This window comes from Mesomycoplasma neurolyticum (assembly GCF_900660485.1).
Taxonomy (GTDB): domain Bacteria; phylum Bacillota_I; class Bacilli_A; order Mycoplasmatales; family Metamycoplasmataceae; genus Mesomycoplasma_A; species Mesomycoplasma_A neurolyticum.
Window position 1 is genome coordinate 650467 of record NZ_LR214951.1, and the last position, 23388, is coordinate 673854.

5 protein-coding genes and 1 rRNA gene are annotated in these 23388 nt (G+C 25.2%); 2 read left to right on the top strand and 4 right to left on the bottom strand.

The window, feature by feature from the left end; genetic code table 4:
* Window positions 1-21: 21 nt before the first annotated feature.
* Window positions 22-129 (bottom strand): 5S ribosomal RNA (gene rrf / locus EXC65_RS02630).
* A 142-nt stretch (window positions 130-271) separates the two neighbouring features.
* Between rrf and ftsH the strand changes: the two genes are divergently transcribed.
* Window positions 272-2347 (top strand): ATP-dependent zinc metalloprotease FtsH, encoded by a 2076-nt coding sequence (gene ftsH / locus EXC65_RS02635; RefSeq protein ID WP_129719945.1) that lies wholly within the window; start codon window positions 272-274, stop codon window positions 2345-2347.
* 387 nt (window positions 2348-2734) lie between these two features.
* Here ftsH and EXC65_RS02640 read toward each other — a convergent pair whose 3' ends face one another.
* A complete protein-coding gene (locus EXC65_RS02640) occupies window positions 2735-2992 on the bottom strand; it encodes a hypothetical protein (protein ID WP_129719946.1) in 258 nt (85 codons plus the stop codon).
* A gap of 85 nt (window positions 2993-3077) precedes the next feature.
* Between EXC65_RS02640 and EXC65_RS04675 the strand changes: the two genes are divergently transcribed.
* A complete protein-coding gene (locus tag EXC65_RS04675) occupies window positions 3078-3200 on the top strand; it encodes a hypothetical protein (RefSeq protein ID WP_276310787.1) in 123 nt (40 codons plus the stop codon).
* 155 nt (window positions 3201-3355) lie between these two features.
* Here EXC65_RS04675 and EXC65_RS02645 read toward each other — a convergent pair whose 3' ends face one another.
* Both EXC65_RS02645 and EXC65_RS02650 read right to left on the bottom strand, forming a co-directional pair.
* The gene (locus EXC65_RS02645) at window positions 3356-4225 is read right to left on the bottom strand and encodes a replication initiation protein (RefSeq protein ID WP_129719947.1); all 870 of its coding nucleotides are present in this window, start codon (window positions 4223-4225) and stop codon (window positions 3356-3358) included.
* Between the two features lie 59 nt (window positions 4226-4284).
* Window positions 4285-23199, bottom strand: a complete 18915-nt coding sequence (locus EXC65_RS02650) for a hypothetical protein (RefSeq protein ID WP_129719948.1) — start codon at window positions 23197-23199, stop codon at window positions 4285-4287.
* Between the last annotated feature and the right edge of the window lie 189 nt (window positions 23200-23388).

A 23388-nucleotide genomic window follows, 5' to 3' on the forward strand; every position in this document is an offset into this window, starting at 1 on the left:
TTAAAAATTAAAAAATAAAAAAACTACCAACTCCCTATTTTCCCATATTTCAGGTATCGTCGGCGTAAAAGGGCTTAACTACTGAGTTCGGAATGGTATCAGGTGCTCCCCTTTGCTTTAATTGGTATTGAAACTATTATACATTAAAATTTAAAAAAATAAAATATTTTTTTTATTTTTATTAAAAATTATTTAAATAAACATATATTTAAAAAAATATAGTTTATAATTTTAAAGTTAATTTTTAATAAAATGAAAGGAGTGTTAATTAATGAAATTTTTTAAAAAATGAAAAATTTTAAAAATTATATTATTAATTTTTATAACTTTATTAGTTGGTTCAATAATATATGATAGATTTTTAGGAAAAGAAAATATTATAACAATTAATGAATTAGATCAAATGATTGAAAAATTTGCCAAAGATGAAAAAGACAACAACTTTTTTATGAAATTTGAAATCAATCCTGAAAAATGAAAAGCTTATATAATGGCGGTTGAAGAAGGTAAAACTAACAACTATGTTGTGAAACTTGATCCTTCTTTAATTAGTAAATACCAAACTAATAAAGAAGTTTATGAAAATATAGCAAAAGCAGTTAAATGGAATGTGGGCACAACACCACTTCCTTCTGAAATAAGCGAAAAAATTAATAAACTAAGAAATATCCAACAACTTGGTTTTTATAACTCAGGACGTACAGAAATAGGGTTAACTCAAAGAATTTTAGGATTTATTCCTGGAATATTACCTTTTTTAATTTTTGGTTTATTCTTTTACTTTATTTACAAAAGTTCAAGTCAAACAGGGAGTGGAGGTGGACTTTTTGGACCACAATCACAAAACCTTGCTTCAAGAGTTATTTCAGACAAAAAATTTAGTGATATAGCTGGTAATAAAGAAGCTAAAGAAGAAGTAATGGAGCTTGTTGACTACTTAAAAAATCCTAAGAAATATCAAGCAGCTGGTGCTAGAATTCCAAAAGGTATTTTATTAGGCGGACCTCCAGGAACAGGTAAAACTTTATTAGCTAAAGCAACAGCTGGTGAAGCTAATGTCCCATTCTTATTTATATCTGCGTCTAATTTTGTTGAATTATATGTAGGTATGGGGGCTAAAAGGGTAAGAGAGTTGTTCAAAGAAGCAAGAAAAGAAGCGCCTGCTATTATATTTATAGATGAGCTTGATGCTGTTGGTAGATCAAGAGGTTCAGGTATTGGTGGTGGAAATGATGAGAGAGAACAAACACTTAACCAATTGTTAGTTGAAATGGATGGTATGACAAACAACAGTGGAATTCTTGTTATGGCTGCAACAAACAGAACAGATGTTTTAGATCCTGCACTACAAAGACCAGGAAGATTTGATAGAACAATTACTGTTGGATATCCTGATGTTAAAGAAAGAGAAGAAATTCTTGAACTTCATGCTAGAGGTAAAAGAATAAGCAAAGAGATTAACTTTAAAAATATAGCCAAAAGAACACCTGGTTTTTCAGGCGCTCAATTAGAAAATGTTATTAACGAAGCTTCTATTTTATCAGTAAGAGAAAACACAAATGTTGTTACTTCTAGTCAAATTGATGAAGCTATTGATAGAGTGATGAGTGGACCAGCTAAAAAACATAGAACTATAACAGAAGCAGAAAGAACAATGGTTGCATACCATGAAGCAGGGCATGCTGTTGTAGGAATAAAAATCCCTGGTGGAAACAAGGTACAAAAAATTACTATAATCCCAAGAGGAAATGCTGGTGGTTATAACTTAATGCTTCCTGAAGAAGAAAAATATAATGCAACTAAATCAGAATTGTTAGCTATGATAGCTTCATTTATGGGTGGAAGAGCTGCTGAAGAAATTATGTATGGACCTAAGGAAATTTCAACAGGAGCAGCTAATGACATTGAAAAAGCAACTAAAATAGCTAGAAGAATGGTAACAGAATTTGGGATGTCAGCTCTCGGACCAATTCAATATGAAGCAGATACAACTAATCCATTTTTAGGACGCGATTATGCTAAAAATATGTCTTTCTCTTCTAAAGTTGGGCATGAAATTGACATTGAAGTAAGAAAAATAATTTCTGAAGCTTATTCACAAGCTAGAAATGTTCTTTTAAATAACAAAGAACTTTTAGAATTAATCAAAACATCATTGCTTGAAAATGAAACAATTGTTTCAGAAGAAATTGAATATATAGCAAAACATATGAAATTACCTCCTAAAAAACAAGCTGAAGAAGTTAGAAGAAACAAAAAATTATCATTAGATGAGCTAATTAAAAATTCCAAAAGTCAAACAAATACAAATAATCAAAATGAACAAAACACTAATTTCAATAAATAAGAATTAATTTTTATAAACAACAAAAAAAACTTGGTAATAATGCCAAGTTTTTTTTGTTGTTTAATCAATTATATGAACTTCTAAAGTAGTTTTATTATTTATATGAATTGTTTCATGAGTTGTATTATCTTTTTCATTTATTATTTTTAATTTATCAAAAGAAAGTAATCACTGGGTTTTAACACTTTCATCTTTTAAAATTTTAGTGTCAGGAATTTTATAACTATGTTTTTTTGAAATAATATAAACTAATAATTTGTTATTTTGTTGATCAAAAGTTATTTTATGAATTAATTTTAGTAACAGTATTACTATTATTTACCCAATAGTTTTCAATAAAAAAAATATTATTTTTAGCAAAAAACTCTTCAGTTATTTGCTTTGTATTTATTTCATTATTTTTATCTTTAAAAATTCGCTATAATTTGGAAAATTATCAAAATATTTAAAAATGGTGTTTGTTTTTTTATCTGAAATTTCATATCCTATTTTATCTAATGCTTTTTTATAAATTTCAACTATTTTAGAAATTCTTTCTTCTTTAGATAATGTTGGATTATTTTTATTAACAATATTTTCTAATTCTTTTGCCCATTCCCAATTTTTCTCTAATGTTTCATATACATAAAAATCAGGAATTGGCATTTCTTCAGTTAAATATTGATTTTGAACTTTAGCAGAAGGGGTTTTTGATTCTGTAATATCAGAAGATGGTGGACTAGAAGGTGGAGTGTTTTCAATATCTTCAGAACTTTTATTTGGTTCTTTAAGTAAACCTTTTCAACACGAACTAGATAATGAAACAAAAACAGTGGGTATTACTAATAAATTACAAGATAAAAAAATTTTTTAACGTGTGAAATCATCACCTTCTTTTTCAAATTCTTTTTTCATTTTTTCTGTTGGATTATTATTTAACTTTTTTAAATCATTAATAATGTTTTTCATAAGTAATTCCTTTTTCTTTTTTTTATTTTTCTTTTTTATTTCTTCTAAATATTTCTAGTTTTATTCTTTAAAACTTAAACTAAAATGAGATATATAACCCCCTACCCCCTTAAAAAAAGCATTTTTTTGCGAGTGATCCACTACATTTGCTATAAAACTACCAATCAAAAAGTTTTGTTTCATCTTGAATGAGATAATTATCAAAAACAAAATGAATGTAAGGTGTTTGGCCTTTTTCGCAATCTGGTAAAATGAATCATCAATTTTCAAAAGTTTTGTTTTTGCTATTTTTTGATAATCTTCAACAACAACATCGATGACGTATTTTTTAAAATCACTTAAGTTTTTATATGCATCAGTTTTAACTCCTAAAATATTTGCAAAATTTTTTAGAGAAATTCATGTATCTATTTTTTCGCTATAGCTTCTGTTTTCCATTTCTTGAAAAAATCAAAAACTTAACGAAGATTTAAACTTGACAAGATTAGATAAATTAAACTTTTTAAAATGACCAAGGTTTAAATAATCATCTATGTATTTTGTGAATTCAATTTCAATCATTTTAGTTTTTTCATTGTATTGAAAACTTTCAATAAGCATTTTTTTCTTAGTTATGTTTTCTGTTTTTTGACTAATTGAAAAAATGGACGCAGCATCAAAACCCGCTTTTGAAATTTGACGCAACAAATCAGTTCGATCTACTTTTAAACTTTTTAAAAATAATCTTGAAAATTTAAATTTTAAAATTTTATTTTTGTCATGATTTGTAATGTATAAAAAACAACTATAAAAAAATATTTTTAGCATTACAAGAGATGGACGCTCTTTTTGGATATACAATTTGTGGACTATTGAAGTAGATACAAATTTATTTTCAAATTCATTTAAATTCAACAAAAAAACTACCTCGCTTTCTAACGAGGTAGCCAAACTACCATTTATTGAAAACTACTATAATTAGATAATCATTTAAATATTTTTCCTCTGATTTATCTCTTAATACCCATTGTAGCAGATAATTCAGAAACTATATCTAAATCTATTATATTCTCGCGTGCTATTCCACCCATATTTGATTGAACCCCAGACATATTTTCATGTTCATTTTTTGGATAAAGTAATTTTATCTCTCTTAAAATAACTTTTGTTTCAGGAGCCAAAACTAATGGTCTATTTATATTTGTAGGATTACCTAAAATAAATCTTATATGTGCTTCTTTATTTGAATTATCTAGATGATAAATTTCACCACGGAAAATCCCCTCATCTTTTTGATTACTACTTGTATCAATGATTAACCAACTTTTTGCAATACTAAACACACGTGATTGAATTTGCATTCAATTTGTATTATTAGTGAACAATCCATCAGGTGATCATAATTTAAACCTTATATCAACAGTAGAAGCTGTTTTATTTTCTATTGCTTCTCATGGTGTATCTTTTAATACTGGTTTTCGACTATTAAGGATGTAATCTTTATTTGTTGAATTGATAGACATAGTATTTACTTGATTATTTGGATCTGAACCTTTTGTAGCTAGAACTACTTCAGTAAAAATTTTATTATTAGTAAAGTTTGCATCATATTGTTTTAAAGTAAAGTTAGTGTTATTTGTTACAGTAGTTGGTAATAAAGTCATAATAGATGGTGTTCCATCAGCTTTAACACCAGCTCTTCTAGTATTACCTACCTTAAGATAAACATCATGTTTTGATAAATCAATTTTTGTTCAAAAGCTTTCATTTTTATTATCAACATAATTTGAAGTTATGTCAACTTTTCAAACATCTTTATATATATCATTTCCTTGTTTATAATTTGTATTAAATTCTCCAATTGATAATCCAAAGTGTAAATTATTATTTTTGAGTGTATTATCATAAATTACTGGATTAGTTAATTCATATTCATTTGCTCATGTAGCTGTTCTTTTTAATTGTGGTACATATTCAATTTTTGAAATAACATATTTTTTGTTAAGTTCATATTCTCCATTTGGTATTTCAAATTCAAAATATTTTTCATTTCCATTTGTAGCAATTTTTTGAACAAGAATTGTTTTATTTGATGTATCATCATCTTGGTTGTATGTAATTCTAAATAAATCACTATCATTATTATCAAAAATATGTGTATCACCTTTTATAACAACTTTAACTTTCATACTTTGATTTATAGCTCACTCTAGTGGTTTTAATTTATCAACATTTAATGTAGCTTCTTTTAGTGTTCTAAAATTAGCATTATTCGGAATATTAACAAATTGTTTTGTAGGTTCATTTTCTTTTATTTTGTTAATTTTATTGACATTATGTAATTTATCATTAGTTAAATTTAAAATTGCAACTTCATTAATTTGATATTGCTTATTTCTTTCTAAAACACTTTCAACATCAAATGAAACTCTAACATCCCCATTTGATAATTTAACAATGGAATTAACTTTTATTTTATCATGTTCCACTATATTTATTGTTGAGTCAGCTTCATTTAATCGAATTTTTAGATTATCTTTAGTAAGTAGTTTTGAATCAAAAAGATCCCTAAATCTAAAGTCTTTAGAAGTTAAATCAAATTGAATATTTTTATATTGTCTTGCACCTTTTATTGCGTTTGCAATTGAGAAATTAGTAACTGTAGTATTAGAAGGTTGGGTGTTAGAAAACACATTGCTTAGACTAATATGTGCTAAAGTGTTGTAATTATTATTTTGTCTTGCAGCATTAATATCATCTTCAGTTGCAAAATAAATATCATCTAATTGAATTTTTTTATTTCATAAATTATCATTATTATTTACAAATTTAGAAATTACAACTGGTTTAGTTTCATTAATGCTTGAATTAAATTCATTCGCTATTGGTTTAGTCATATTTAATACATGATTTAATGAAATATTTTTTAGATTTTCAATCAAGAAATAAAGTCCAACATCTTTTCTAGTTAAATCTAATACATTAGATACTAAATTTAATTTTTCAATTTTTAAATCATTATTATTTTCGATATCTAACTTAAAGGCAACACTATTTGCATGAATTTGTTCATCTTTTAATTTTAACGAAATATTTATATTTTTTTCATCTTGTGGTTGAACATTATAAGCATTTTTATCTCCAAAAATTATTTCATCACTTTTTAACTTATATGCTCCTTCTCAATAATTATCGATTAAGGTAGATTGAATTTTATTTAAACCTAAATATTTAAGAACATAGTCTTTATTAATTTTACCATTAGCAAATTCTAAAGTTATTTTTAGTTTGTGATCTGCTAATTTTTCTACTTTAGTAATTGTAGTTGTAATATTATTTTTATTATTATCATTTTTAAAAGCTAATTTAACTATAAACTCATTTTTTGTTAAGTTAGATGCAACAAAAGCATCATCTAAATCTTCTATTTCAATTTCAACTTCTGGTTTAGTTAAAATAGTATTTGCTTTAAAGTTCATATTAAGAACTTCAACTTTAGAATCTTTAGTTGGTTTGGTTTTGAAAGTATTTTCAAGATTATTACCAGCAACAGATTGTTTTATTTCGTTACTATTTGTAGAATTTGCATCAACATCAAAATTACCATCTAACATTAAACTCTTGAATTTGTATTCACGATTGCGTTTTAATTCACCACTATGAAAATCTAATTTTAGAATTTGATTTTTATCACTAATTTGTTTTTTAAAGATAATTTCTTTTTCAGTAGTTTGATCTTTATAACTAAATATTGCTACTATTTCTTTATTTAGTCAATTGCTTCTAATACCACTAAGTTCAACATTTAACTGTAAATCATCTTGTGTTTTAGTATTCTCTACTTCTGTAGCTTTTGTGCCATTTACTTCTAAATAGAATTTTTCAATTCCATATGGAAGATCTTTAGTTCTAAATTCTTCAAAAGTCCCTTGGTTTTTAAGACCTTTAATTGGCATTGTCACTTCAGGTTTTTCAATAATTTTCAAACTATCAAATTCATTATCATCAAATGTATATTCTAATGATTTAATAGAATAAGTTGTTCCATCTTCTAAATTATCAAAACTAAATTCTATTGAAGCGCTATTTTTATCAATGCTGTTTAATTCTGCTTCAACTTCATGAATTTCATTTTCATTTGCTTTATTTTGAATTATTAATTTAAGTTTTGGACTATTATTACTACTTAGAACATTTTCAAAAAATCCATCTTCAGAAATTAAATTTAATTTAATAGTTGCACTATCTGTTTCAACATTATTAATCATTGCTTCTGCAAGTGTTACACTAGTTGCTTTAGAATGAATCTCAAATGTTTTGTCATTTAATGGATCTAAGTTTAATTTAGCAAATTCATCGCTAGAATTATTAGCTGCTTTAGCATTAAGTTTGCTTTGATCACCAACTCAAATGTTAACTAATGTCAATCTATCATTATGTCTAAGATTTTGTTTATCAAAAGTTGCAGTTAATTGATTATTATTAATTGTAGCAACTCTAGAAAATACAGTTTCACCATCAAGATTTTCATATTCAGCAACAAAATATAAACTTTGCGGATTAAAGTGGTCATTATCTAGTGTATATGTTAAAGTAATATTGTTTATATCACTAGTATTTTTAGTAACATTAGTGATATCAAGTTTTGTGTTGGCTGCATCAGTTTCTGTCCCTTTTAGAACATTATCATTATTATCAATATTAATATTTTTTACTGCAAATTTAGGTTTATTTAAAAATTTTATTTCTTTAATTTTAATTTGTTCATCAAGTAATAAATCTTGAATTGTAATTTTAATTTTATTGTTTTCTCATGTTGCAGCTACTGTTTCTTCAGAACCTTCATTAATTTTTTCATAAGTAACTTGAACATTATTATTATTAAAATCAGCAGAAACTACGGAATTATGTGGATCATTTAATTCAATATAAATAGTTGATTTATTTAAATTAGTTTGATCTTTAACGAACGCTGGGTTAGCTCATGAAGCAGACTCTTTTGGTTCAAAATAGAAACTAAGTTTTGATTTTAGTTTCGTTAATTCTTTATTTTTATATGAATCTTTTGCTAGTTGCCCTGTATCATCCAAAATATCAGCAAAAGTATATGAACGATTAAGTTTTAAACTATTTTTTACTGCATCTGAAAATTTAAATACAATTTCTGGTTTTTCTGAACTATAGTCAAAAGTTGTTATCTCAGTAAATATTTCATTGTTTTCTTTATCAATAAATTTAAGTTTGAATTTTTTGTTATGAATTTCTTTTGCTAAATGATCTAATGAAATTTTAATTGTAATATCATCATTATCTCTATCTTGGAAATGATAAATACGACTATTTTGTTCAGATGCATCTGAAACATCAGTGTTACCTGGAGATGAAATTTCTATATTTTCAAAACTATATTCTTTTTTATTAGTACGTATATCTTGTTTTCATAAAATTGGACTATTTTTTTTGTCTGTATTTTGAGTGTAACTTGTAATATTAAGATCATGAGCAACTTTATCTGTTAAATCTGTGTTAAGAATTAATTCTACATCATATTCAACACCATCTTCAAGAGCTCCATTAGTAACTTCGCCACTTCAACTTGAATTATATGAATGAATATCAAAATCAAAAGTAAGGTTATAAACATTTTTATCACTTGAATCAATATTACTTGCTTCAATTATTGCTTCTTTGGTGAAGTAATAATCTTTATTTTTGAGTAATCTATTTTTTGGTGTTAATTTAATTTTAAATGATGGTTTATTAGCATCTGTACTTTTGGAAAGTGGAACTCACAATTGATCACCTGAAGTGATTCTATATTCAAGTCTCAAAGTATTACTATCACTTTGTGATGTTGTTAATTCAGCTTTAGTTTCAGAAGCGTGTGTTGTAAATTCTTTTAATGCATTTCTTGTATAAGCATAATCTATTTTTTTAGTATGACCAGTTCCATCTTCATTTTGTGAAATGAAAAAGTCAAAATCTGTATATTTTCTATTAGGTACAAGATTTTCATATTTTCATTTTTTGTAAACTTTATAAGGAGAAAGACCTGTAGTAGCTTTTGTAAAAACATTACTATCTTTTTCTGATTTTATTTTAATTTTTTCATTATCATCTCTATCATTGGAACCAAATGTTTGAGTATAACGAATTTGTTCAAAAAACTCGTCTTCTTTAATGTTTTTAACTTGTTCATAATTTACATCAAATTTTGGACCATTATTTTTTAAAGCATCATGATCATTTCCTATATTTTGAACTGCGAATTTATAATTTAAAGTAAAGCCTAAATCAGTCCCATCACTACCTCTTAAAGCAATGTGTTGTTTATTATTAAGAGCTCTTAATGTTTTTCCAAAATCAATATTTGGAGTTTCTATTTTCTTTTCAAATGGAGGTTTTTCAATTTTAATACTTACTTTATAAATATTGTCATATGTTTGCCCATTTTGTGAATGCACATAACGATTTATAACATTTGGATCAAATGTTGTTTCAGCATGTTTAGCTGTACTAATATTTTCATTTTGCAATTTTCATTGAACATGAATATCTTTTAAATGTTTTAATAAAATACCATCTTCATCTTCGATATAAAGATCTATTTTATACTCATATCATTTGAAAGGTACATCACCTCTAATGTCTCTTACATATATTTCACTAACAGATGTTGTAATCTCTTTTGTTGTAAGACCATCAAGATTAAGTCTTCTTGCAGTTGATAATTTATTTTTAGCACTATCTCTGTTAAAATTTGAATCATTTCTATATAAAATATCAATAAGTCTATGTTGTGTATTACCTTCTAATGCTAATTGATCATGAGGATCTTCTAATGTTAATTCTCCTGTTGTTGTATCATAATTTGCATTGATAAAAATATCCTCATCTTCAGGATTTTTAAATAAAGCTACAAATTTTACACCATTAAATTCTGAAGGGTTGATTCCCTCAATTTGATATTTAAATTTAAGTTTTCTTTTATTTGGAACATTATCAAGTGACTCGATTTCTTGGACACTTAATTTTTTAGTTGATAAATCAAATTCTTTTGATGTTAATTTATTAGTTTGATTTGTTTGATCAATATCAAAAGCTGCTATTTTACCTTTTTTATTGAGCTCTAATTTGGTTAATTTATATGTTTGATCAAATTTAGCATTTTTAATAGTAAATGTAAATTGTTTTTTACCATCTGTTGTTGTAGTAAAAGTATTTGCTTTAGTAAATTTTGCTGTTGAGCCGTTAGCTTCTTTAACTTCTATTACAATATTTTTTGCATCTTTTGAATCTAGTACATTATCTGGATCATTAATAGTAAGTGTAATCTGTTCATCATTTACTTGATTTCCTTGAGTTGCTGAACGAACTTGAATATTTGTTTCATCCAAACTAATTGGAGCTGAAGGTTTGATTTTGAATTCTCCTCCAACAGTCGTGTTGTAATTATCTTGTCAATCTAATCATCTTTTACCATCAGTTGATTTTTTTAAGTTTTTCAAAGTATAAACACGATTGTGTTTTAATGAATCTTTAGGTATAGTAAATTTAACTGTTGTTTTATCTTCATTTGCATCATAAGAAACTTGACTTTGAGCTAAATCTAAAACAACTTCTTGTGTTTCTAAGTTATCTTTTTTAGTTGGGGTTGAAGAGTAGTTAAATATAAATTTAATTTTATGATTTTTAATTTTTTTAGTTACATTTGGTTTAAATTTTCAAACAATAACAACATCATTGTCAAGGTTTTCAACAATGTTATCATTTGTTCCTTCAATTGTAAATGTTGAATCAAATTCAATTGAACTTTGTTTTACGTTAATTGTTTTTGCAACATTATCTGCAATTTCGTGATGTGTTAAATGATTAATTAAAATATTATCTCTTGAAAAAAGACCACTAGCATCTAATTTAACTTTAATGTTATCATTAGTTCTATTAGGTTTATTTTTATCTTTTAATTGTAAAACAATGTTATATTCAAGAGATTCAATGATTTGGGTCGCATTAGTTTGAAGCCCGTTGAATTGGCTTGTATCTTTAACATTTTCAAAGCTGTATTCAACATAAAACTTACCATCAGTTTCTTTAGTAATAACTGTATCTTTACTAAAACTGAAAGTTTTATTTGTATCTGTTGGTGTTAATATTAATGTTACAGTGTCGTTATTAGAATCTAATAAATAACCGTCTTCTGTTTCGATTTCATATTTAAATTTAACTTCACCTTCAAATCCATCTATTAATTCAATTTGTTTTGCCTTTGAAAAACCAGCTTCAGTAATAAATTGTTTAATTTTACTATTTTCTGTTACTAATTCAATTTGGTTTGTATCGTTAGCTGATTTTACATAAATTTTTGGTGTATTATACAATCTATTTAGTGATAAGTCACTAAATGTTAATGCTGCATTTGTGTTATTATTAGCACTAGAATTGATTGTTTGACTTGTAGATTCTACTGTTGCATTTGCAGATCTTTTGTTTGATTCACTAGCTTGGTTAAATTGAGTTTTTAAAGTAATATCTTTTGGTAAATGATCACTGATTTCAAAAGCTAAATTTAATATACCAGTTGAATTATCTGAATTATTTAATGCAACTTCATAAGAATCAGGAGGGCTTTGAATTAATTTGACTTTATTTTCAAAATTTTTGTCTCCAGTTAATTCAAATGTACTATCTTGATTATTTAATAAACTAAAGTTATTAGCACTTGTTAACTCAAGAGCTGACATAGAAGGTGTTTTTTGACTAAATTTAATGTAATTAATTGTGTATTCTGTATTTAAATTAATATTATTTATTTCAAATTCAAGATATTTTTTACCTTGATTTTCTTTAACATTTGTAGAAGTAATAAAACTTTGAACATTTGGTGCACTTAGCGAAATTTCTACTGCATCTGTTGTTGTTAAAATATCATCAAGATCTTCAATATCAATTTTTAATTTAGAACTTGATAAATTATTAACTGCTTTTTCTTCTAAATTATGGAATTTAATTGCATTATCTTGTGCTTTAGTTTTGAAAATTGTTGTATAACTTCGAGCTTCTGTTTGATTATTATTGTTTGAATTAATTGGTGTTGTTGAATTATGACCAATATTATTTCTATCTGTGCTTGCATCATAGTTAGCTACTTTTAATTTATTAAATTCAGTTGCATAATCTTGAATATTTGCATCAACTAAAATTAACCCTTGATATTCATATTCACGGTTATTTTTTATGTTGCCCATTTGTTGATTTAATGTTAATTCAAGATCACCTGCTGTAGTATTTGCATCAATAGAAAGTTCATAATAAATAAATTCATTACGTTTTTTATCTTTAAAACTTGTTACAAACTTTTTATTTCTTCAAGCATTTCTTATAAAGTCAATGTTGATTTTAATTTTATTGTTTTCTAAATTATTTTGTTCTAATAATGTTTGGCTAGTGTTGTTTGTATCAATAACATTAAACACTTTGATGTCATAATCTTTTCCAAGTGTTTGGAAACTAATTGCATCTTGATTATTTTTATTATTAATAATGTTATTGTTGTTAAAACTATAAACAGTATTTGGCGCTTTGTTATTTACTGATGCTTGTGCATCAATATTACCAAAGTGACTAAATTTAACTTCTTTAATAATATAATCAAAATCATCTTTAAGACCAGCAATGTTAAATGTTGCTTTAAGTTTTGATACACTCTCTCTTGTTAATAATACTTCTTGCGACTCATGAGTTACACTTTGATCATCTTTTTCAGCGATAATTACAATAGCTTTAAAGTCATCGCCAAAAATATCATCTTGTGATTCAATATCTAAGTTTATTTCAACACTTTCATGTGTTGCTTTAATATTTTTAGTTCCATCAGTTTTTAGTGTATTGTAAGTTGTGGATGAATAATTAATTACAACTTCATTTGCTTGATTATTAATAATATCTTGAATATCAATTTTAGCGATATTTGCAGTTGTATTAGCAATATCATCACGATTAATTGCATTAATTTCTGGCTCTGTAGCAAAGAAAATTGCTTCTAATTTATATTTATTGTTGTGACGTATTTCTGAAGCATCAATATTTTGAACTGTAAGTGTTTTTGCGTTATCATCATATTCAACATCAACTAAATAATTTTTATTTGATATATCACTAAAGTGTGCTTTAATCTTAGTTTTGTTATTAATAGTAATTTTATTATTTTCTAATTTAAATACTTTTGTAATATCTTTTGTAGTTAATGGATTGGTTTCATCTGATCCTTTATAACCTTGATATGTATTGTTAAATACTAATTTAAGATCATTGTTTTCAATTAATTTTTCATTAGATAATAATTCATTTTTATCTCAATTATTTGTATTATTATCTTTAACTAAGCCATAAGCAGCATTAGCTACATTATTATTAAATTTAATTGATTTAAATAAATATTTCTTATCCAACCTTAAACTCGGTATTTCAACAGTAATTGTCTTAGTTTTCGGATTAATAGTAACATTATGACCATTTTCATTATGTCTAATTTCAATATCATTATTTGAATTTTCTTCATGATAAGTAAGAACTAAATCATTTACATCATTTTCACTAATAATATCATCTGCATCGCTATATTGAATTACTATTGTTGTTTTCTCAACAGTTGTATTAGCTTGATCAAATGCTGATGAACTAATTTCTACATTTTGTGAAGGTAAAACTTTTACATTCCCATGAATTTGTGTATTTTGTGAATCTTGTCAAACTTGTGAGTTTGCATTTGCATTATCAAAAATATTAATATTTTTAAAATTATATTGACGATTTGCTTTAATTTTAGCAAATTCAGCATCTGAAATATTAAATGTTAAAGCAACTTTTTTAGTAGCTTTATCATTTAAATTATTTTCTAATTGTATTTTTTCTGTGCTAAAGCAAATGCCATCATTTGAACAGAAGGTCATAGAAACAAATTTATCTCTTATTGCATTAGTTACATATTTATCAAATTTTCATTCAATAGTAAATTGATTTGCATTTTTATTATTTGGATCATATTCGCTAATTTCATTACCATCCATTTTAAATTTAAAGTTATTTTCAAAAACAATAGAAATAGGTGGTACAACAATAGCTCTATCAACACTATTTGCATTTTCTTTAACTAAGTGATTTTCTGTGTTGTTTATACTATCTAAGCTTTCGAGTTTGATATTTGTATTTGCTCTTGATGGCTTGTTAACGAATTTAAGATCAAAGTGGTAAGAAAAATTTTCTTCAATTTTGTCACTAATTGAATTTTGCTGATTTAATCAAGTATCATCGAAAACATCTACTTCTAATTCAAAAGTTGCACGAGCAACATTTGAATCATTTACATCCATTGTAATTGTTGCTTCTTTTTTGAATTTATATGTTTTTGAACTATCATCATTTGTAAATAATAATTCTAATACTTGATTTGCTTCTAAAATTTCATCTGGTGATGTAATTTTGAAAGTAATTTGAACTTTATCTTCTGTAATAACTTTATTTTCAATTATAACCTCAGTAACTTGTGGTGCAACTTCAAAGTCATTAACTTTATGACTTCCATCTGTTTTATCATTGTTTGGAATAATAATATTTGTATTATTATCTTTTACATAAAATTTAAAGTCACTATATTTTCTATTTGAAACTAAATTATTATTAAATATTAATGTAATTTGATTATTATTTAAAGTTGCAACATCACTTCAAATAATATCATTTGCATTTCTATTATTTGAAGCTGTGTTTTGTTTAATTTGAGCTATAAATTCTAAATTATTTTTTAAATGATCTAAATGTTGACTTATATCAAGATTGAATATAACTTTAGCCGTTTTAATGTTTTCAATAGTTGGATCAACTTCTGTTTCTGTTATTTCAAATTTGTTTTTAAAGTTATCTTTATTAGATGTATTTTTAATAGTATTATCATCTGATTCAGTGTTGATATTGTAAATAGCATTAATTGGTAAATTTTCAAATTCAATTTTTTCAATTACATATTCACTATTTAATTCAATATTATCAAGATCAAATTCAACATTAAAAGCACCATTTGCATCTTTTTGCAATGGTAAATATTGAGTTTGTATTGAAGGGTTTTGTGAATTTTTTAGTTTGTAAGTGATTCTAACTTTATCATTAGCATTAGCACTTAAAACTCCATCTGAATCACTAATTGCAAAATATAACTTAGATTTAGTTACAGAATCAGGAGCTTTTTCAATAAATGATGTTGCTTCAACATTAGCTGAAGGTTTAACTTTGAAATCAACTGTAATGTCATTTCCATTTGTGTTATCATCATTTTTAGGAACTTTTGTATTGTCAAGCGAACTTCAAACATTTGTATCATCAATTGTTGCAATATCACTTGTTTTTGGGCCAAATTTGATATCCACTAATTCATATTGACGATTGTGTTTTAAAGCAAAAGAATTCTCAAGTCTAAAGGACATGCTATTTTTATTATTTTTGTTTTCTTGAGTTATAACATGACTATAATAAACTTTTTCATTTAAATGTTTTGATTTGTAAATTAAGACCATTTTTTGATCAACTCATTTTTGCTGCAAGGCATCAAATTTAACTGTTATATTATTAGCATCATTAATTTCATCTTTTTTATACTCTTTTTTGGTTGTTTTGAGACTAATGATATTAAATGGTTGCTCTAGAGTATGGAATACTCATGGTTTTTTCTCATTTTCTGGTTTATCAAAAATATCATTTTGATTTTGTGCAATAATGTTGTTTTTGTTGAATTTAAATGCTGCACCTTGAGTATTTAGATCAAAATCTTCAATAATAACTTCTTTTACATAATAATCAACATCATCAATAAGACCATTTTGAATGTCAATAACAACTTCTGCACTATTTTTATCTTGGTCAATGTTTGTTAATGCTTGATTTTGTAAAACATATTCTTTTGAACCTTCAGGTATATTATATTTAATAGCATCTTCTTCTTTAATAGCAAATGTAACTTTAACTTTAAGATTATCTTTTAAAATTTTATCTTTTGTAGTAATAGCAAGATCAAATTTTACACCTTCATGTGTTGCTGTAAAGTAATCACTGTTTTTTTCTTTTACAACTGCCTTTGTTTCGGATGGTTCAGTAGTAACAGAAGCATGATCATTTGTAATAACTGTTTTTACTAAAGGAATTCAATTATTTTGTAAATGTGATAATTTTTCTGTATCAGTTGTTTTTGTATTAAATTCATCTTTTGTTGTATTAGAAGCGACATATACATTTTTTAGTGTGTAAGTGTTATTATTTCTTGTATTTTCTGTGCTTGTTAATTCAATGTTTAAAGTTTCTAAATTTTGTGCACTAGTAACTTTACTAAAATAATTTTGTCCTAAAATATCTGTATAGTGTGCAACAAAATTTGAACCATCAAGTTTAAACATTTGTGATTCTAATTTATAATTAATTGATAAATCAATATCATTAATATTTCAAGTTGGGTTATTAGATATTCTTAATAATTGATTCTTAATTGCAATATCTTTTTGTTCATCATTATAGTCAAATACTTTGTTTGAATTTTGATTGATTGTAAATGGTAGACCATCTAAAGCTGCATTATTGTCTTCAAAACCTAAGTAAACAATTACATATTCATTATTTACTTTTAAATTATTAAGACTAAAACTAATAATTTTATCTTTGTTTTGCTTTTTAATTTCAATATTAGCATCTTGAGTATTTTTATCAACTGTTATTCATTTTGAACTATCAGCAACATCTGCTTTTTTAGCTAATTTAATAACAAGTTTTTCTTTATGAGGATTTGATTTTGTATTACCTTGATCATCTAAAGTATCTACTCTTAAAACATCATCAAGATCTTGAAGTGTGATGTTAATTGTAGCTTTGTCAATAGTTGATTCTTCTTTAATGAAACTTGCATTTTTAACTTTAACATTTTCTTCGCTTGCATTTTGACTAATTTTGAATTGTCCACTAATGTTGAAAGATTGATTTTGATCATTTTTTAATTCTGAATAACCATCCACTAAAGTAGGTGTTTTAATTTCAAGACGTTTAAATGTATATTCGCGGTTTGCTTTTCAATTAATCTTGTTAGCAGAAGAATTTTCGATAAATTTAATTAATTTTTTATTAGGTTGACTTATATCAATAATGTTATTTGGATCAACTTTTACAAAATTAGTTGCAATTTCTTGTTCTGAGCCATCACTAGCAATGTAACTAAAGACAAGTCTTAGCTCTTGATTTCTAATTTGTTTTGTAATATTTGAACTAACTTCAAGTGAAATATTAGTTGAAGAATTTTTTGTATAAACAATTTCATTTGGTTTATTTGAATGTTGTTGGAATATTAAATTAGGTGCAAAAGTTAATGTTTCTCTTGGTAAACCAACATTTTTTTCAAAATCTGGATTTTGAGCATCATAACTCTTGGTTTGTGCATTAATTAAAATATTGTCTCTATTTGAACTAATAAATTGATCATTTTTGTCTTTAACATTAATGTTTGTATTTGCTCAAGGTAATTTAGAGTTAAATTTTAATTCAACACTGTATTGTAATTCTTCTTCAACTACACCATCTTCATAAGTTCTACCTGCAACAAATCTATTTATTTTATTGCTTTTAACTACATTTTCAACAATATCAAAGTCAAACTCAACAACATATTTATCATTTTCTTTTTTAATTGATGAATTTTGAATAAATTTATAATTAAAGTTACCTAATGGTGTTAATACTAAGTTTACATTTATATTTTCATTAAGAATTTCATCTTCTGATTGAATTTCATATTTAAGTTTAAGTTTTTTGTTGTTATTAATAATTCTTGAATTTGCATTAGTTAATTCTATTACTTTGGTTTCACGAGGTGCAACACTTAAATCACTAACTAATTGTTGTTTGATACTGTTTTTAGTTGCTGGAGTTTCTTGATTAAATGCTGAATCATTTACATATAATTCAAAATTATTGTAAAGTCTATTAGAAACAAGATCACTGAAATCAAGAGTAATTTTATCATCGACAATTTTTACATCTCCATTAGAGAAAATTTCTCTTGAATTTTCATCTCTATTATAACTTTGTGTATTTTGTGTGTATTTTGCTTTAAAATTAAGTGTATTTTTATTAATATGACTACTTACAAAAATTGGCAATTCGACTTGTGCACTAATTTTATTAGTTGTTGAATCAACTGTTGGATTTTGAGGATCAATTACTCCAACGAAGTCAATTTTAATTTCATTTTTAAAGATTTTATCTTCTTCTGAAATATTTAATTCTTTATCTTTTCATAAATCAAAAATAGCTTTTGTTGGTTTTTGTTTAAGTTTTACACTGACAATTTCATTATTTTGATTTAAAGCAATTAAATTATTAATTTCTAATTCAATATATTTACCATTACTATCTTTTTGAAGATTTAAAGTTCTAGTTTCAGGATTTTGTAAGTCTTTAAGTTTATAAACTACTTCTAGCTGATCTTGATTTTCAACTAAAACATCATCTATATCAGCAATATTTATTCTAAGTTTAGAATCAAAAATACTTGTTACTTGTTGTTGTTCTAGTGATGAAACTCTAATGTTGTTAAAGTGTGCTTTAGTTTTAAAACTTAAAACAAAATCATTAGGTCTTTCACCTACAAATTTCATATATTGAATTGGATTTAAATCACTATTAGTTGCATCAAAATTCACTACATTTTTTGTAGCGTCAATTGCATAAATATTTGTAAGTTCATATTCACGATTAGCATGTAAAACACTACTATCTAGTTGGAAAGGTACTGCAATTTTGTTATCTTGTGTTGATGTAATAACTTGGCTAAAATGCACAACTTCATCAAAATGTTTTGATTTAAATTCTAAAACAATTTTTTGTTCTTTTCATTTTTTGAGAATATTTTCAAATTTTAAACTAACAAATGCATCTACAAGCTTATCATATTCTATTTCAACATTTCCGCTTGTAGTATTCATTGGTTTGATTGAAGTAATTTGTGCTGTACTATCAAGTGTTGTTTCTTGTAGCGTTGGATTAATTTCTGCTGAAATTTCAAAATCTTTTTGATCAACTAATGGATTTTCATATCACGAATCAACTTGATTTGAATTTGAAAGTTCAATATTACTAATTTTATATTTTGTATTTTCTTTTAAATCTGGAATTTCAAATTTAAATTCTGCTTCTTTATGTTGTTGATCTAAGTTATTAACTGAATGTTTAACAGATCTAGGACTAACAGTAATGGTTTTACTTGTCCCTGGAATAACATTACCATTTTCATCTATTTCATCATATTTAACAACAAATTCTTGATTTTTCTCAAAGAAAGCATCATCTGAAGTTAATTTTAATTCAACATCAAGTGTATCTACGTCTGTAGGTGTTATTTTTAATGTTTCAACTTTTGTTTCACCCTTTTCTGTTATTAAAGATGTTTTAATATTATTATCATTTTCTAAATAAAGATTTTGATAATTTTTACTATTTAAATTATCTGGATCAAAATTTTCAATAGAATGTTTTGTATCTCCAATTTTTAAACCAACTAGTTCATATTCTCTATTAGATTGTGGAAATTCTAAAACAAATGTTGCTTTAAATTTATTGTCGCCTGTTGCAACAATAGAAGGAGCTTTATTAATGTTGTATACAATATCTTTTGAATTAGATTTATTTCTATAAACTAAAACAAAATTATTTTCATTTAATTGTTGTTGGGTTAAATTAGTTTCTAAATCAACACTAATTGTAATTTGCTCATATTTATCATTTGAATTTTTTTCAATTTTTGTACTTTTATCTTTGTTAATAGCAACAACTTTTAAAATATGACTATAATCTTCTAATAATTCCAATGGTTTTTCTAAACTTTTATCATAAATAATATTAGTTCAATTGTGCCCAATTGTTTGATCAAATTCAGGGTCAAAAGCACCATCACGATATTCGATTTTACTTACAGTATATGTATCATTTAAAGAAAAGTTTTGATTTTCTACAGTTGGGTTAAAAATAATATATTTTTTGCCATTTTCAAAAAGATAATTAATTTTTCTACCTTCAAAAGTAATTTTTTTATTATTTTGATTTACTATTGTAACAATAGGTTTTTGACTATTTTCTTTTATTAAATCACTTAAATCTTCTAATTGAATTTTAATTTTAATATCATTAAAATTGTTATTTTCAAAAACAATTAATGGTTTAAGTGCACTAATTTTATGCACGTGTCTTGCATCAATAGTAACATTTTTATCTTTGTCAAGCGCATTTGGCACATCAACTAATTTGTAACCTTTATCACCATTTGAAATATCATTTTTTCCTTTTCCAGGATTTTTATTTTGATAAATGTTTTTTACTTCTAACTTTGAATCTTTTGGTAAATCATTTGCATCAACAACAATTTCATTATTGTCATTAACTTTGGCAGGAACTGAAATTTTAATTGGATTTCCTTCAGAATCAACACCTTCTAGTTCTACAATTACAAAATCACCAGGTTTTAAAGTATTAGGTAAATCACTAATAACAATGTCATTAGTTTGTCTATCATCTGTTAATTCTTGTTTAACTGTTGGAGTTTTATGCTTATATTTTTGTTCTTCAGGAATATTAGCATTAGAAATTAAAATTTCATCACTGTTATTTTTATCAATAACTTTATCAACTTTTTCACCATCTTTTAATTCACTAAGTGGTAATTTTCAAATTGGTTTATCTGGATTTTTAGAATGAATATTATTTTCAGGAACAAGATCGACTTCACGAATTTCTCCTGTTTTTTCATTAATGATAATAGCTTTTGGTTTTTTATTTGGATTATCATTTCCAGTTGCTTCTGATGTATTTGGATCAGTATTTGGTGAAACATCAAATATTAATTCTTTTTCACCATCTTCGCTTCCACCAGTTGAAGCATTAAGATTTTTTACTTTATCAGGTGATTGTGTTAAATCAACAATTACATTATTTTCATCATTTGTATCAACAAATTTTTCAAGAGTTAAATCTAGACCTCTAATGTCATCATTTTCAGCATTGAAAATACCATTTTGGTCAGTTTTCCCTTTAATTTTAATAAGATTACCTTTATTATCTTTAGCAATCAAAGTTACATCTTTATTTGCATTTTCTTTTCCTAAAGGATATTCAATACTAAGACTCTTAGTAATAGGATCTTCTGTTAAAGAAGGTGTTACATATTTGTTATTATTTTTCTCAAGTTTTTTATTATATGGATTATTTTTTTCTTTTAAATCACCAATTAAATCTTTGGTTACATCTTCTCTATCTTGATTATCATTAATTTTGTTAATAGTTTTAAGTTTTGGTTTTGCACCATCTTTTGTTTCAGGTAATACAAAATCTACAACACCATTTTTAGCATTGCCTTTTACAGGGTAAGTATTTCCACTTTCATCTTCAAAAATAGCTTCAAATTGCTGATTTTCTTTTTCATTTGGACCAACAGGAACAGAAAGAACAGCTTCATCATCAATTGCATGATTTACTAAATCTAGTGTAGATATTTTATCTATATCTTTAGGATCATATAAATTTTTCTTAGGTGTAGAAGCTGTTGTTACATCTTCAAGTTCTCAAACATAACCCTTTCCACCTTTTTCAATTAAATCATTTGCAGTTGGTAAATCTACATAACCGTCTTCATTAGGTTTTTTAGTAATACTAATTTTCTTTTCAACACCATTTTTATCAACAGTTTTATAAGTAAATTCAACAGGTTTTGCTATTTCACCTTTTCTACTGTTTGGATTACCAACATAAAGTTTTAAATTATCTTTATTTAAATGATTGTCATGTTGATATTGATCATCAGAAATAGGACGAAGTGGTGTTGTTTGACCATTTTCATCTTTAAGCTTAATGTTGTCGAAATCAATTGCAGCATTTTTAGGAATTGAGTTTTTAATTGCATCTTGATTTAACATTCCATTTAAAGAACCATCTTCTGAAATAACAGGGATTTCTGCAACTTTATGTTCACCTTTTTCATTAACATAAGAAACTAACACTTTTGTTTTAGAGTTGTATGGTGTTTCTTGTGGTAAACGTCATTTACTTAAATCATATTTATTTTTCTTATCAACCAAAATTGGCATTTTTCCATATGCTAAATTTTGATTTGTAGCATTTGTTGCAATTTCTTTTGAAATTTCATTATCATCTTCATCCATGAATTTTTCAATTGAATATTTACCGTTTGGATTATTTTTAAATTCATCAATATCACTTGGCTTAAATTTAGCAATACCATTTTCATCTAATGTAACTTCTAAAACTTTAGTTGTTCCATTTCCACCACCATCATGATTTTTAATGGCAACTTTTACTTTTTTGCCAGCTTGTGATTTACCAAAATTCTTTTGAAAAACTAAATCCCCATCTTTATCATAAAAATGGGTTTTGTCAATTGTTTTGTTTTTTGGTAAAACATCGCTTAAATTTAATAATGGTTTTGAACCTGATTTAGTGTCAAAATGGAGTTGTTTAAATGTATATCTGCTACCTTGAGGTAAACTAGATGTATCAATAGAAACTTTACCATCTGATCCAACAACTAAGTCTTTAATAAGATGAGCTCTACCATGGTCATCTTCAAAAAGTGCTGTAACTTTTTTACCAGCTAACTCAGGTGTAAGCTCAAGTTCTAAAGTTCCTTTATTGTCATGGTCATATACAACTTTAACTTTTGGTTTAATTTCATCAGGTAAACTATGATAATTAAATCTTTCAAGAAAAAGTGGAACACTTGCTCCCGATACTCCGATAGCACTAGTTAAGAATGCGAGCAATGCAATAAGTCTTTTCTTCTTATTTTTTTTCTCTTCATCACTCATTTTATTGTTAAAATTATTATCCATAATTAAAATAACCTCGTTTTTTATTTATGTTATTAAATAATTTTTGAAAAAATTTCTAAATTTAAATAATAAAATTATATTTTTTTAGAAAAATTCTTTAATGCAAAAAAAAAAAAAAAGTTTATTTTTAGGCAAAAAAACAATGAAATTTTAATTTTTTTTAAATTTTAAGCTTAAAATAATTTTTTG